The sequence below is a fragment of the Mesorhizobium sp. M0293 genome (genome assembly GCF_040321735.1).
GTDB lineage: Bacteria > Pseudomonadota > Alphaproteobacteria > Rhizobiales > Rhizobiaceae > Mesorhizobium.
Window position 1 is genome coordinate 1 of record NZ_JAMYSA010000007.1, and the last position, 14,247, is coordinate 14,247.

14 protein-coding genes and 1 pseudogene are annotated in these 14,247 nt (G+C 59.4%); 5 read left to right on the forward strand and 10 right to left on the reverse strand.

The window, feature by feature from the left end; genetic code table 11:
• Positions 1–244: 244 nt before the first annotated feature.
• Both NKJ06_RS04520 and NKJ06_RS04525 read left to right on the forward strand, forming a co-directional pair.
• Positions 245–1,390 carry an alpha-hydroxy acid oxidase gene (locus tag NKJ06_RS04520; protein WP_352664024.1) on the forward strand — a complete coding sequence of 382 codons (1,146 nt, stop codon included), beginning with the start codon at positions 245–247 and terminating at the stop codon, positions 1,388–1,390.
• A 9-nt stretch (positions 1,391–1,399) separates the two neighbouring features.
• Positions 1,400–1,945, forward strand: a complete 546-nt coding sequence (locus tag NKJ06_RS04525) for an adenine phosphoribosyltransferase (RefSeq protein WP_352664022.1) — start codon at positions 1,400–1,402, stop codon at positions 1,943–1,945.
• A gap of 115 nt (positions 1,946–2,060) precedes the next feature.
• On the opposite strand, the gene NKJ06_RS04530 is transcribed toward NKJ06_RS04525, so the two are convergent.
• The 4 genes and pseudogenes from NKJ06_RS04530 to NKJ06_RS04545 all read right to left on the reverse strand — a co-directional run.
• Complete coding sequence (locus NKJ06_RS04530) at positions 2,061–2,531, reverse strand: MaoC family dehydratase (protein ID WP_352809246.1); 471 nt, start codon at positions 2,529–2,531, stop codon at positions 2,061–2,063.
• Complete coding sequence (locus NKJ06_RS04535; RefSeq protein ID WP_352664018.1) at positions 2,528–3,004, reverse strand: MaoC family dehydratase; 477 nt, start codon at positions 3,002–3,004, stop codon at positions 2,528–2,530. The genes NKJ06_RS04530 and NKJ06_RS04535 overlap by 4 nt, the downstream gene beginning before the upstream one ends.
• 107 nt (positions 3,005–3,111) lie before the next feature.
• The gene (gene corA, locus NKJ06_RS04540) at positions 3,112–4,086 is read right to left on the reverse strand and encodes a magnesium/cobalt transporter CorA (protein WP_352809248.1); all 975 of its coding nucleotides are present in this window, start codon (positions 4,084–4,086) and stop codon (positions 3,112–3,114) included.
• A 224-nt stretch (positions 4,087–4,310) separates the two neighbouring features.
• Positions 4,311–4,622 (reverse strand): annotated as a pseudogene (locus NKJ06_RS04545) (DUF933 domain-containing protein); the annotation flags it as partial.
• Between the two features lie 93 nt (positions 4,623–4,715).
• Between NKJ06_RS04545 and tcmP the strand changes: the two are divergent.
• On the forward strand, positions 4,716–5,537 hold the full coding sequence (tcmP, locus tag NKJ06_RS04550) for a three-Cys-motif partner protein TcmP (protein ID WP_352809250.1): 822 nt from the start codon (positions 4,716–4,718) through the stop codon (positions 5,535–5,537).
• A gap of 46 nt (positions 5,538–5,583) precedes the next feature.
• On the opposite strand, the gene NKJ06_RS04555 is transcribed toward tcmP, so the two are convergent.
• From NKJ06_RS04555 to NKJ06_RS04575, 5 genes are all read right to left on the reverse strand, one after another.
• Positions 5,584–6,336 (reverse strand): DUF5131 family protein, encoded by a 753-nt coding sequence (locus tag NKJ06_RS04555; protein ID WP_352627603.1) that lies wholly within the window; start codon positions 6,334–6,336, stop codon positions 5,584–5,586.
• 179 nt (positions 6,337–6,515) lie between these two features.
• The gene (gene ychF / locus NKJ06_RS04560) at positions 6,516–7,619 is read right to left on the reverse strand and encodes a redox-regulated ATPase YchF (protein WP_023760727.1); all 1,104 of its coding nucleotides are present in this window, start codon (positions 7,617–7,619) and stop codon (positions 6,516–6,518) included.
• 91 nt (positions 7,620–7,710) lie between these two features.
• On the reverse strand, positions 7,711–8,436 hold the full coding sequence (pth, locus tag NKJ06_RS04565) for an aminoacyl-tRNA hydrolase (protein WP_352627604.1): 726 nt from the start codon (positions 8,434–8,436) through the stop codon (positions 7,711–7,713).
• Positions 8,437–8,459: 23 nt separating this feature from the next.
• Positions 8,460–9,101 carry a 50S ribosomal protein L25/general stress protein Ctc gene (locus NKJ06_RS04570; RefSeq protein ID WP_352627605.1) on the reverse strand — a complete coding sequence of 214 codons (642 nt, stop codon included), beginning with the start codon at positions 9,099–9,101 and terminating at the stop codon, positions 8,460–8,462.
• 250 nt (positions 9,102–9,351) lie between these two features.
• Positions 9,352–10,386, reverse strand: a complete 1,035-nt coding sequence (locus NKJ06_RS04575) for a class I SAM-dependent methyltransferase (protein ID WP_352627606.1) — start codon at positions 10,384–10,386, stop codon at positions 9,352–9,354.
• A 294-nt stretch (positions 10,387–10,680) separates the two neighbouring features.
• On the opposite strand from NKJ06_RS04575, the gene NKJ06_RS04580 reads away from it, so the two are divergent.
• Positions 10,681–12,687 (forward strand): putative bifunctional diguanylate cyclase/phosphodiesterase, encoded by a 2,007-nt coding sequence (locus NKJ06_RS04580; protein WP_352627607.1) that lies wholly within the window; start codon positions 10,681–10,683, stop codon positions 12,685–12,687.
• A 120-nt stretch (positions 12,688–12,807) separates the two neighbouring features.
• Here NKJ06_RS04580 and NKJ06_RS04585 read toward each other — a convergent pair whose 3' ends face one another.
• The gene (locus tag NKJ06_RS04585) at positions 12,808–13,239 is read right to left on the reverse strand and encodes a MarR family winged helix-turn-helix transcriptional regulator (protein WP_352627608.1); all 432 of its coding nucleotides are present in this window, start codon (positions 13,237–13,239) and stop codon (positions 12,808–12,810) included.
• A 149-nt stretch (positions 13,240–13,388) separates the two neighbouring features.
• On the opposite strand from NKJ06_RS04585, the gene NKJ06_RS04590 reads away from it, so the two are divergent.
• Entirely contained in the window at positions 13,389–14,246 is an 858-nt protein-coding gene (locus NKJ06_RS04590) for an alpha/beta fold hydrolase (protein WP_352627609.1), read from the forward strand.
• Position 14,247: the final 1 nt, after the last annotated feature.

The window sequence follows — 14,247 nt, forward strand, 5'->3', positions numbered from 1 at the left end:
GGGGCGAACATGCCCCCGTGTCGTTAAAAAACCGCCCCAACGCTACCAATTCAAGATCGTTAAGGTTCTTAAGTGAACCGCATTACGCTGAGAGGCGCCCTTTTTGCTGAAACCGGGGGCTGGCGAACCGGGTGGTCAGGTGCGGTCGTCGAACAGGTCCGTTGGCACGGCGCCCTGTGATTGGTATGCCACGCAGCATCTTTGACGAAAGAATTGCCCCCGGCATGATGTTTGGAATTCGATGATGCGGCTCAGCGACTGTCACAACTTTTCCGATTTCCGCCGCATGGCGCAGCAGCGGCTGCCCGGGCCGATCTTCAACTACATCGACGGCGCGGCCGACGATGAGGTCACCTACCGCCGCAACACCGAGAGCTTCGAGACCTGCGACCTGGTCCCCAACGTGCTGCGCGGGGTGAGCGAGATCGACATGTCGGTGACGGTCATGGGCCAGAAGCTGGCGATGCCATTCTATTGCTCGCCGACCGCCTTGCAGCGGCTGTTCCACCATCAGGGCGAGCGCGCGGTCGCCAAGGCCGCCGCCAAATATGGCACCATGTTCGGCGTCTCCTCGCTTGGCACCGTCAGCCTCGAAGAGGCGCGCAGGATCAGCAGCAGCCCGCAGGTCTACCAGTTCTATTTCCACCGCGATCGCGGCCTCAACCGGGCGATGATGCAGCGGGCAAAGGACGTTGGCGTCGAAGTGATGATGCTGACCGTCGACAGCATCACCGGGGGAAACCGCGAGCGCGACAAGCGCACCGGCTTTGCCATTCCCTTCAAGCTCAACCTGGCCGGCATGCTGCAGTTCGCGCTCAAGCCGGCCTGGGCGATCAACTATTTCACCCATGAGGGGTTCAAGCTGCCGCAGCTCGACGAGCATGTCGATATGGGCGGCGGCACGATGTCGATCAGCCGCTATTTCACCGAGATGCTCGACCCGTCGATGACGTGGGACGACGTCGCCGAGATGGTCAAGCTGTGGTCGGGTCCGTTCTGCCTCAAGGGCGTCATGTCGGTGGAGGATGCCAGGCGCGCCGTCGACATCGGCTGCAGCGGCATTGTGCTGTCGAACCATGGCGGGCGGCAGCTGGATGGCTCGCGGGCGGCGTTTGACCAGCTTGCCGAGATCGTCGATGCGGTCGGCGACAGGATCGACGTCATCATGGATGGCGGCGTGCAGCGCGGCACGCATGTGCTCAAGGCACTGTCGCTCGGCGCCAAGGCCGTCGGCGTCGGGCGCTACTACCTGTTCCCGCTGGCAGCGGCCGGCCAGCCCGGCGTCGAACGCGCGCTTGAACAGATGCGGGTCGAGATCGAACGCGGCATGAAGCTGATGGGCTGCAGTTCGATCGAACAATTGTCGCGCAAGAACCTCCGATTCAGGTAATCTCGAACCATGAAATCCTCCCTCGAAGACACATTGCTTGCCGCGATCCGCACCATTCCGGACTATCCCAAGCCTGGCATCCTGTTTCGCGACATCACCACGCTGCTCGGCAATGCGCGCGCCTTCCGCCGCGCCATCGACGAGCTTGTGCATCCCTATGCCGGCCAGAAGATCGACAAGATCGCCGGCATCGAGGCGCGCGGCTTCATCCTCGGCGGCGCCGTTGCCCATCAGCTCTCGGCCGGTTTCGTGCCGATCCGCAAGAAGGGCAAGCTGCCTTTCGAGACGGTGCGCGTCGCCTACAGCCTGGAGTACGGGCTGGACGAAATGGAGATGCACAAGGACGGTATTTCGCCCGGCGAGAAGGTGATCCTGGTCGACGATCTGATCGCCACGGGAGGCACGGCAGAGGCGGCGGTCAAGCTGCTGCGCCAGATCGGCGCCGACATCCTCGCCGCCTGCTTCGTCATCGACCTGCCGGACCTCGGCGGCCGCGCCAAGCTCGAAGCGCTCGGCGTGCCGGTGCGGACGCTGATTGGGTTCGAGGGGCATTAGTGAATGGTGAATAGTGAATAGTGAATAGTGAATAGTGAATAGTGAATAGTGAATATCAGCTTCGATGACAGACGCCTTGACTACTGACCATTCACCATTCACCATTCACCATTCACTACTCCACCTTCACCAGCACCGCGCTCTCGAACTCGAGCACCTTGTCGCCGGCCGACTCAAAAGCGTCGCATCGCAGCGCCAGCAGGCGCCAGCCGGGGCGTGAAGCGATCGGGCGGTGGGACAGTGCCGTGCGTGTGAAGGTGATGGTTTGCCCGGCATAGACCGGCTTCAGCCATTTCAGGTTCTTGAAGCCGGGCGAGGGGCCGAATTCCGGTACCGGACCGGGCCCACTCCACGCGGCGACCTCGGCATCCATGCGGTTTTCGAGATTGAGTTTCATCCAGGTGGCGGCGGTATGCCAGCCGGACGCGCAGAGCCCGCCGAGTACGCTCTTCTTCGCTGCGTCCTCGTCGACATGGAAGATCTGCGGGTCGTATTTGCGGGCGAAGGCTTTGATCGCCTCGGGCTCGAATATGTGCGAGCCGAGTGTCACCGTGGTGCCGATGCGGAAGAACTCGTCGAGCGTCATGCCTGATACCCTGCGGCATCGCGCGTCAGGAACATGACGGAATTCTCAAGCTCGAAGACGCTTTCGCCACGCTGGTTGAACATCTCGCTGCGCATGGTCACGAAGCCGAGTTGCGGCTTCGATTTCGACAGGCGCTTGGCAACAACCACCAGAGTGCCGGTGAGCCGGTCGCCGGCCAGGACCGGCTTCTTCCATTTGACCTGATCGACGCCGGGGGCACCCTGGCAGGTCGAATCCAGCAGGAACGCATCGCACAGCATGCGCATGAACACGGCGCAGGTGTGCCAGCCGGACGCCGCCAGACCGCCGAGGATGCTGGCCTTGCCGGCTTCCTCGTCGAGATGCATCGGCTGCGGGTCGAATTCTGTGGCGAATTCGACGATCTCGGCGGCGCTCACCAGCTTGCTACCGAGATCGAGCGACGCACCCTCGACGAAATCCTCATAGGCCCAGGTTTTTGTTTTTGCAGTCATGGTCTGAAATCCGGCTGACGATGGGTTTCCGGATGCAGGCCGCAGCACATTTGGTCAAGAGATTTCTATAGCGCCAAGTCGTGGCTGCATGGCCTTTGGCGGTCGGATCAGAGCCAGCCGCGGCGACGGAAATACCAGAACGGCAGGATCGCCGACAACACCATCATGGCAATCGCGAAGGGATAGCCCAGTTCCCATTTGAGCTCGGGGATGACGTCGAAGTTCATGCCGTAGATCGAGGCGACCAGCGTCGGCGGCAGGAAGATGACGGCGGCAACCGAGAAGATCTTGATGATGGCGTTCTGCTCGATCGAGATCATGCCAAGCGTCGCGTCGAGCAGGAAGGAGATCTTCTGCGACAGGAAGGTGGCGTGGTCGGCGAGCGACAGCACGTCGCGCGACAGCGTCTTGATGCGCGCCTTGGTGTCCTTGCTCATCTTGGTGCGGGTCGAGGCATGGGCGAAAAAGCCGGCCAGTCGCTGCAGCGAGATCAGGCTGTCGCGGATCGAGGAGGCGATGTCCTCCTTGCGGCCGATAGCTTTCAAAAGCTCCTGGAAGTCGCGGTTGCGCTTGGAGACCTTGGTCGACCGCGCCTCGAAGATGTCGCGCGAGATTACTTCGATGTCGCGGCCGGCGCGTTCCAGAATATCGGCGAGACGGTCGACGATCGCCTCCAGCAGCCCGATCAGGATGGTGTCGCCGCTGGTGCAGCCGGTCGCCACCTTCTCGGCGCGCTGCGGAAAGGTCTTGAAGGCCTTCGGTTCGTGATAGCGCACGGTGATCAGCCTGGTCCCGGCCAGCACGAAGGTGACCGGCGACATCAGGGGATCGTCGATTTCGGTCTGGGCGGGCAGGGTGGCGGTCATGAAGTAGGCGCCATCCTCGACGTAGAGGCGGCTCGAAATCTCGATCTCCTCCATCTCCTCGCGCGTTGGAATGGCGACGCCGAGCCAGGTCTCGATCGCCGCTTCCTCTTCCTTGGTCGGGTTGAGCAAATCGGCCCAGACGACATTGTCGCTGTTTGCCAAGAGATCGTCGACAGCGCGCAGGCGGTCATTGTCCACGACGAAGGCCTTGATCATCGCCGGGTCTCCCTTGCTGGGGGCCAAAGGGTGCGTTCGGATTGACGCGTCGTGTCGGATTGCACGGTTCTCGGCGCCAGCGCCGACCTCGCGCCTGCCGCTTAGACCTGTGGCATGACAAAATCAAGACAAGCGGCTGCCCGGCGGATGGGCGTCGGCCGCTCGGAAGAACTCGTCGAGAAAGAAGCTCGCCGGGATGGTTGGATACCCGGCCGCTTGAGGCGTCAGGTGTTGAACTTGAACAGCAGGATGTCGCCGTCCTGGACAACGTATTCCTTGCCTTCGTCACGCGCCTTGCCGGCTTCCTTGGCCGCCACTTCGCCGCCAAGCGTGATGAAATCATTGTAGGCGATGGTCTGGGCGCGGATGAAGCCGCGCTCGAAGTCGGTGTGGATCACACCGGCCGCCTGGGGGGCCTTGTCGCCCTTGTGGATGGTCCAGGCGCGCGTCTCCTTCGGCCCGACGGTGAAATAGGTGATCAGATGCAACAGATCGTAGCCGGCGCGGATGACCTTGTTCAGGCCGGGTTCGTCGAGCGAGTGCCCGCCTTGTCGTTACTCAATTCGTTACTCGATCGCTAGACAGTTTGCTATTTTCGGCGTTTTATTTTCTGGGCTTTGGGGGATAAAATGACGACAGGTACAGATCACGAATTTGGTGGTCAGCATACAGAAATAAAACTGGAGTTGGTTGAGAAATATCTGAAGGCTTACACTGCCGCACTTCGAGGGAAGTTTTCTCAACTCTGGTATATTGATGCTTTCGCGGGAACAGGGTCGCGGACCGTTAGGGTCGAGGCTCGCGATGGCGATCTTTTCGATGCGCCCGCTCCTGCTAGAACGGAAACACGCCGCGGCTCGGCCCGTATTGCCCTTGATATTACACCTGGATTCGACCGGTTTGTGTTCATGGATCATAGCCATGAGCATTGTGAAGCATTGGAAGCGTTGCGCGACATCTACAAAGGGCGGGACATTACCGTGCTAAATGGCGATGCCAACCGATTGATCCAAGACGAGATCAAGTGGGATGGCTGGAGGCAGACGCGAGCGGTAATGTTCTTGGATCCCTATGGAATGGAAGTTGAATGGGATACTCTCAAGGCAATCGCTGATACAAAAGCCATCGACGTCTGGTATCTTTTTCCGCTCTCGGGTCTATATCGTCAAGCAGCACGAAACATTAGTGCTGTCGACGAAGTCAAGCGTCGTGCCTTGACGAGAATGCTCGGAACATCTGCTTGGGAAGACGAATTGTACAGCACCGTGCAGGCGCCCAATGATTTTTTGGAAGGCTTAGAGAAACCCGAGATTCGTCAACGCAACGCTGACGTAGCCGGCTTGGAGGCATATGTGAAAAACCGACTAAAGGAGATTTTCCCGCTGGTTTTAGACCGTTTCCTCTGCCGCCTGTTCAGAAGCCTCAGCGGTTTTCCCTGTTCTTTGCTATAGCTAACCCGTCAGACGCGGCAGTTCGTTTGGCCAAACGTTTCGGAGATCATATTCTCAGTTCCGGCATGGCGTCCCATGTGCGCTCACGATAGGTCCGACCTGCTGCTTTCTTATTCTTGCCGCCCCACTGCTTGAAGAAGAAGGTAGCGTCGGAGTCCGTGCATTGATCGAAAATCTCATCGATCCACTTCGGATCCATTGGTCGCGCGTTCGGGCCACTTTCACCACCAACGATTGCCCAATGAATGCCTTCCAACCTGGCACCCGCAACCGATCCAATCAACGGTTCGTAGGAAACGAACCTGATTGCTGCGGGCACCAACCGAAGCTCATCAATACGATGAAGCACTCGACCATCCTCAACGCTTGTCCCTAGCCAAACGTTGGGAAGCACCTTGAAGTCTTCCTTTAACAAAATATCGGCCATTCGGTCAGGGCGCTTCGTCAGGATTTGATATGTGTGACGTTGCGTTTCCTCCATGATATTCCACACGTCACGGATAAATTCTGGCGGCACATCGGCATGGAACAAATCGGACATTGAATTGACGAAGACACGGCGAGGCTTGGACCATGTGGCCGGAATAAGAAGCGAGGCACGATCTAGGTTTATCTTTCCCGTCCATTTTGAGCGGCCACCAGTTTTACGGGTAAGGCCGGCGTACTTCTCGACGCCCATGGCTTCCAGTCGCGCCGCCATACGCATGGCATAGCAATTAGTGCATCCAGCGGTAAGAATCGTGCAGCCGGCGACCGGATTCCAGGTCGCGTCTGTCCATTCGATAGATGTGTCGGCCATATAGTTTCCCTCGCGACGAGACAGTGCCCGAACAGGGTAAATGCGCCATTAAGAAATGGAATAGGAATTTGTTCACATAATGGAATTTATCTTCAGATTGAAATTGTTCACTTTATGGATGTCTACAGAGCGGGCAGGCAGTGGCTTCCCAAGCACTCAGTTTGAACGTGCTGCTGCCATCAGGTGTTGAACTTGAACAGCAGGATGTCGCCGTCCTGGACGACATATTCCTTGCCTTCGTCACGCGCCTTGCCGGCTTCCTTGGCCGCCACTTCGCCGCCAAGCGTGATGAAATCATTGTAGGCGATGGTCTGGGCGCGGATGAAGCCGCGTTCGAAGTCGGTGTGGATCACACCGGCCGCCTGGGGGGCCTTGTCGCCCTTGTGGATGGTCCAGGCGCGCGTCTCCTTCGGCCCGACGGTGAAATAGGTGATCAGATGCAACAGATCGTAGCCGGCGCGGATGACCTTGTTCAGGCCGGGTTCGTCGAGGCCCAGCGAGGACAGGAATTCCATCTCTTCCTCGTCCGAGAGCTGGGCGACTTCCGCCTCGATCGCTGCCGAGATCACCACGGTGCCCGCGCCCTGCGCGGCGGCCATCTTTTCCACGGCGCTGGTGTGCTCGTTGCCGGTGGCGGCGTCTGCCTCGGCGACATTGCAGACGTAGAGCACGGGGTGCGAGGTCAGAAGGTTCAGCCCCTGCAGGATGCGCAGATCTTCCGCCGAGATGCCCTTGAGCAGGATGCGGGTCGGCTTGCCGGCCTGCAGCAGTTCGAGCGCTGCCTCCATCATCGGCAGCACGGTGGTCGCTTCCTTGTCCTTGCTGCCGGCGCGCTTGCGGAATTGCACGATGCGGCGCTCGAGGCTGTCGAGGTCGGCGAGCATCAGCTCGGTTTCGACCGTCTCGGCGTCGGCAACAGGGTCGATGCGGCCTTCGACATGGGTGATGTCGTCGTCCTCGAAACAGCGCAGCACATGCACGATGGCGTCGACCTCGCGGATGTTGGCGAGGAACTGGTTGCCCAGCCCTTCGCCCTTCGAGGCGCCGCGCACCAGGCCGGCAATGTCGACGAAGGAGATGCGGGTCGGGATGATCTCTTTCGACTTGCCGATCGCCGCGATCTTCTGCAGGCGCGGATCAGGCACCGCCACCTCGCCGGTGTTCGGTTCGATGGTGCAGAACGGATAGTTGGCGGCCTGCGCCGCCGCCGTCCTGGTCAACGCATTGAAAAGCGTCGACTTGCCGACGTTGGGCAAGCCAACGATGCCGCATTTGAAACCCATTTTTGTCCGGTCCTATCGGGAAAATAGAAATTTGATCAGGGCTATGGGCGATCGGGGTGATCAACGTCAAGCCCTGCGGCGCCGATCCTGCTCAGTCCTTGCCGCCGAACAGCTTCTTCAGCATCGCGGCCATCGGGCCGGATTCCGGCAGCTTGGCGGGCGCCTGTTGCGGGCGGGCCTGGCGGATGTGGCTCTGCTGCTTTGAGCCCTGCTGCTTCTGCGCCGGCTTTTCCGGTTCGGCGCCGGCCTTGCCCTGGACGGCGAGACTGGCCTTGTTCATGAAGCCGGATTCGTCGCCCTTGACGATCATGGCGGCATTGTCGGCGATCGCATCGAGCAGCGGTTCCAGCCATTCGCGATCGACCTTGTCGAAATCGCCAAGCACATGATGCTGGACCATTTCCTTGACGCCGGGATGGCCGACGCCGATGCGCACGCGGCGATAGGCGTTGCCGACATGGCCGTCGATCGAGCGAATGCCGTTATGGCCGCCGGCACCGCCGCCGGTCTTTATGCGCAGCTTGCCTTCGGCAAGGTCGATCTCGTCATAGAAGACGGTGAGTGCGGAAAGCTCAAGCTTGTAGAAGCGCAGTGCTTCGCCGACGGACTGGCCGGACAGGTTCATGAAGGTTTGCGGCTTGATCAGGACGATCTTTTCGCCGCCAAGCGTGCCTTCTGAAATCAGGCCCTGGAATTTCTTCGACCAGGGTGAAAAGGAATGGCGGCGGGCGATTGCGTCCGCTGCCATGAAACCGACATTGTGACGGTTGTTGGCATATTTCGCGCCCGGATTGCCGAGGCCTGCAAAGACAAGCATCGTCTGCTCCGGGCGGGAAAGAGTTACTTCTCTTCGGCGGCAGGAGCCGCTTCGGGTGCAGCCACTTCAGCCGTCTCTTCCGTCTCCGGCTTCATCGCCGACGAACCGGCAATGGTCGCGATGGTGAAGTCGCGGTCGGAGATCACAGGCTTCACACCGGCCGGCAGCTTGACCGCCGAGATGTGGATCGAGTCGCCAATGTTGGCGCCGGTGAGATCGACGGTGATGAATTCCGGGATCGCATTGGCCGGGCAGTGGAACTCGACTTCGTGACGCACGATGTTGAGCACACCGCCGCGCTTGATGCCGGGCGACTTCTCTTCATTGATGAAGTGGACAGGCACGTCGACATTGACCTGGGTGTCCTTGCCGATGCGCAGGAAGTCGACATGGACAGGGAAATCCTTGACCGGGTCGAGCTGGAAGTCCTTCGGCAGGACCTGGATCTTCTTGCCGTCGACATCGATCGTGGCGATCGTGGTCAGAAACCCGCCGCCATGGATCTTGTAGTAGATGTCCTTGTAGGTGAGTGCGATAGCCAGGGGAGGCTGCTTGTCACCATAGATTACTGCAGGCACTTTACCGTTGCGGCGAACTGCACGGGCGGACCCCTTACCGACCTGTTCGCGTGCTTCGGCCTTGAGCTCGTAAGTGTCGTGGCTCATGGCATTTCCTTTCGGTTTGTTCTGGAGCGCTCACGGTTAGCAGAGTGCCTGGACCGTAAACGTCGAAAGCCGACATACCCATGCATGATCTGGTCCGAAAACCGGAATCCACTTTTCGGGATCATGCGGGAAGGCGGCCTTCCGCCGCGTTGCCTCCAAGGGTGTCTACGCGGGTGGCGGCTCTATAGCCGAAGGCGGCCGGGGGTGCAAGCCAAAGGCTCGCCCGCCGGCGCGCGGTCCGGGGCGGCGATTATCCGCGCTTTTCGATGACGGCATAGAGCACGTTGCGGTTCTCGCCAAAGAACACCTGCGCGTCGACGGCGTTGCGGTCGACGCTGGCATTGACGATGTTCCACATATCGACCTCCGACCGCAGCAGCAACACCCAGTCCATGAACGTCTCCCGGTATCCGGCGTCAGGGGTGCCCTCGGCGTAGTTCGCAAACAGGAATGTCCCGTTCGGCTTCAACATCTGCAGGCACGTCTTCGTGAGCTTCACGGCGACGTTATGGGCGAGGTAGTCGTAGAGGCCGGAGGCGTAGACGAAGTCGAACTTGCCCAGTTTGTGGCCTCTCGTCAGCACGGTTCGCACCGAGCCGTCGATGGCCTCGACCGCGGTGCCCTGGAAGTCGCGCGCGATCAGCCCGACGCTCTGGGGATCCTGGTCGAGCGCAACCCAACGCTTGAGACGGCCCTCCGCCAGGGCGACCGAGCGATTGGCCTCCCGCAAATGGCCGGCCGCTATCGCCAGGACCTCGGTTTGGGGTCCGTTCTTGGCCGCGATCTCATCGACATATCGGGTCAAGAGATCGCGTCGTTCCCGTGCAGCGACGCATGACGGTACGTTCTGGGTGTGGCTGTAAAGGGCTTTGCCGATCTCCGAGGCGCTCGCCACGCTCTCTGCCACGTGGGGATCACAATAGATGTAGTCGAGCAACTGCGCGTCGCCGGAATAGCCCCGGGGCTTGGTGAAGGACCAGTGGGTCAGCGGATCCTCGAGAAAGTACTTCAGGATCGGGTGGTTCTGCGCCACCGGTATCAATGCATGCCAAACGTCGGGATGAACCTTGGAACGCAGCGCGCTTAAGTAGGAGAGCAGGCGCCCAACGATTTCGGCGGGATCCTTGCTCTGTTCGACTTGCTGGTGTGTCGCGTGGAGAATGAGCGCCAGCTCCGCGCGAGCGGTTTCGAACGCTTCGCCATGATGCTCGAGCTTCCCTCGAGGGAGGCTGCCGGCCAGCATCTCGGCAGTAATCAAGCTTTTGCCATCAAGAACGGTCTGCACGCCATCACTCCATAGTTAACAGTCAGTTAACTTATTGCGTAGAATGCTCCATTTGCCAATGACGTCCCGAGCGCATTTTAGCGGTATGATTAATTTCCCGCTAACTATCTTTATTCATTGCACATCTTCCGGGTCGGATTCCAGGTTCGAGTTAACGGAAACTTGTCCTGCGCGATTGCATTTGTATGCGTAGCGTCGCAATCGCTGTCGCGTCCCAGGGAGTCGGCCTGCGTGGGGGCAGAAACTAGAAATGAGTTCGGTGCCGAAAATCCCCATCAAACGGGGTTTGCTGTGATGAACGATCACGCGTCATCCGCGTTGGCCGATAGTGCTCACACGGAACCGTACGAACAGCGTTACGAACTGGGGGCGGACGAACTCCGCGCCCTTTACCGCACGGAAGCTCACGCGACGCGGAGGGGGGATGCCCGGCCAGGGCTTTGGATCGCCGTTGTCATCTATCTCTTGTTTTCGGCAACGGATCTGCTGCTGATTCCAGATGTGGCCGTCTATACGATCACGGCGCGCTTCGCGGTCGGACTGACCGCGCTTTTGATCCTGGAAGAACAGCTTCGCCGGGGTGTCGCAACGCAATGGCTCGACGTGACATGCGCCGGAGCCATCATCTTTGGCTATGTCGGTTGGCTGTGCCCTGCTGTTTTCGGTGCGGACAAGGAAAGCGTCTCCTACTATATGGTCTTCGGCACTATCTTCATGATGAGTGCCAATCTTTTCTTCACGTTCAATTTTAGACTTTCGATAGTAACTTCTGCAATAATTCTATGTATACTTTATATCGTAAACTATTTCGTGCCTTCTACCATAACATACAAAATGGTATTTGGAGCTTTCTACGTTTCTTGTTTCACATTCACCTCATATGTGAACTGGAAACTGAATGAGGAACGCTACAACGTCTTCCTGAACGCCCTGGAAGCCAAAATTCAGCACAACGAGGCGACTGAACGCGGTAAGGCCCTGCTGAGATTGTCGCGGACCGATCCGCTTACGGGCCTGGAGAACCGGCGGGCGATCGACGAGAAGCTGCGGGATTACTGGAGTGACTGGCAAAAGGTTGGCACCAGTTTTGGGGCGATCCTCATCGACGTGGACTTCTTCAAAAAGTTCAATGACTGCTACGGCCATCAAGAAGGCGACCGCTGCCTGATCCATGTCGCCAATGCGCTTAGCGATATGATCAAGCAGTATAATGGCTCCATCGGCCGCTATGGTGGTGAAGAGTTCATCGTCCTGGCTCGCATGGAGAAAAAAGAGCAGATCCTGGATATCGCGGAAGCCATTTGCAGCACGGTGGAGAATCTGGCGCTTACCCACGAACTGCGGCGCGACGGCGTCTCGATCGTGACGGTGAGCGTTGGCGCTGCATTCACCAGGACGCAGACCGGCGCCAAGCTGGAGAAGATCATTCACGAGGCCGATCGCGCGCTCTATCTGGCAAAAGCCGGTGGCCGAAACTGTGCCCGGCTTTTCGACCCAACCGATCCCCAGAGCAGCGACGAGAGTGAGAACATTGCGGCTTTGCTGAAGATCGCTATCGGCCAGAACCTCGTTTCACTCGTTTATCAACCTATCCAGGATATCAAAACGGACCGGGTTGAAGCCGTAGAGGCTCTGATGCGCCTCAAAATGCTGGATGGCACATCGGTTCCGCCGAGCCTGTTCATTCCCGTCGCGGAACGAACAGGCGCTATCCTGGAACTCGGGCGCTGGGCAATAAGGACAGTGTGCGCCGAACTCCTGGCGGACGACCACGTTCGTGTCGTCAGTGTCAACGTCTCTCCAATCCAGCTCAAGACGCCCGGTTTCGCAACGTCTGTCGCGACCATTCTGGGCGAGACCGGCGTCGCCGGCAGCAGGCTGGCCTTCGAAATCACCGAAGGACTGGAGATGGAGATGCATTCGGACATACTGCGCTGCATCAGCGACCTGAAGCTGCTCGGGATCAAGATATGGCTCGATGACTTTGGGACGGGCTTCGCGGGCCTTTCGTGGCTTCGTCTGATCGATTTCGATACGGTGAAGATCGACCGTTCGTTTCTGCACGACTGCAGCGCCCCGAGCGGCAAGGCAATGCTCCAGGACATTATCACCCTGGTTCGAAATCGCGGCCACAAGATCCTGGTCGAAGGGGTGGAAACCGACGAACAGATGACCCTTATGCGCGAATTCGGCATAGACAAGATCCAGGGCTTCCATGTCGGCCGCCCCGCTCCCGCCGTCAGTTTTCAGGCAAAGCGGTCCATGCGCAAACGGTCATTCACCGTGCTTAAGTCCGCATGATGACGATGCGGGCGGTGGCACCGTGGCTTGGGGGCATTTCTTTGGCGCTCCGCCACCGCGCGATCTGAAGCCGCTGCGCAGGATCCCTCCGGCTTCAGCGATGTAGATGGCTGGGCTCGGCTACTCCTGATTGCCGCTCAAGGCATTGCGCAGCGCCTGGATTTGCTGGTTCAGCGCATCGAGCTCGCTCAGCGTCATGCCCGAGCGCTCGATCAAGGTCTCGTTCAGGCAGTTGCACTGGACCAGCAGCGCGCGCCCTGCGGCGGTTAGATCGACCTGCACCTGGCGCTCATCGACCTGGCTGCGCTGGCGGGTCACCAGGCCAGCCTGCTCCATCCGCTTTACCAACGGCGTGACGGTGCTCGATTCCAAAGCGAGCCTGTGGGCGACCGTGCCGACCGACATACCGTCGGCTTCCGCCAGCGCGTTGAGCACCAGGTACTGCGGGTATGTGATCCCCATCTTGTCCAGCATCGGCTTGTAGGTACGATTGATCGCCATGCTGGTGGCGTAGAGCGTGAAACAGAGTTGATTGTCCAACGGGAGAGGCACGGCGCATTCCTTTTGCCGACTGATCGTTAATTGCCTACCACGAAAAATAATATCGCGATACATATTTTTGTGGACAAGGATTTCAGGCTGCGTTAGCAATATCGTTATCGCGATATTGTTTATCGCGAAACAACAGAACGGAGATTGAGATGACCTCGCAGACCAAGCCCAGCTCCGGCAGCGGCACGATCACCACCAAGGACGGAACGCAGATCTACTACAAGGACTGGGGCACCGGGCAGCCTGTTGTCTTCCATCACGGCTGGCCGTTGAGCAGCGACGATTGGGACGCGCAGATGCTGTTCTTCCTGGCACAAGGCTACCGGGTCATTGCCCATGACCGCCGCGGTCACGGCCGCTCGACCCAGACGGATATCGGCAATGAGATGGACACCTACGCCGCCGATGTCGCGGAACTCGCCGCCCATCTGAACCTCAAGAACGCCATCCATATCGGCCATTCGACCGGCGGCGGCGAAGTGGCGCGCTATGTCGCCAAATACGGCGCCGAGGGCCGTGTCGCCAAGGCGGTGCTGATCGGCGCGGTGCCGCCGATCATGCTCAAGACCGCATCCAATCCCGGCGGCCTGCCGATCGAGGTCTTCGATGGCTTCCGTTCTGCCCAGGCAGCCAACCGCGCCCAGTTCTTCCGCGATGTTCCGGCCGGTCCGTTCTATGGGTTCAACCGTCCGGGCGCGGAGGTCTCGCAAGGGATCATCGACAATTGGTGGCGCCAAGGCATGATGGGCGGCACCAAGGCGCACTACGACTGCATCAAGGCCTTCTCGGAGACCGACTTTACCGAGGATCTGAAGGCGATCGACGTGCCGGTGCTGGTCATGCATGGCGACGACGACCAGATCGTTCCCATCGCCGACTCGGCATTGCTGACGATCAAGCTGCTCAAGAAGGGCGAGCTCAAGGTCTACAAGGGCTTCCCGCATGGCATGGCGACGACCCATGCCGATGTCATCAATGCCGACCTCTTGGCCTTCTTCAAGGCCTAGA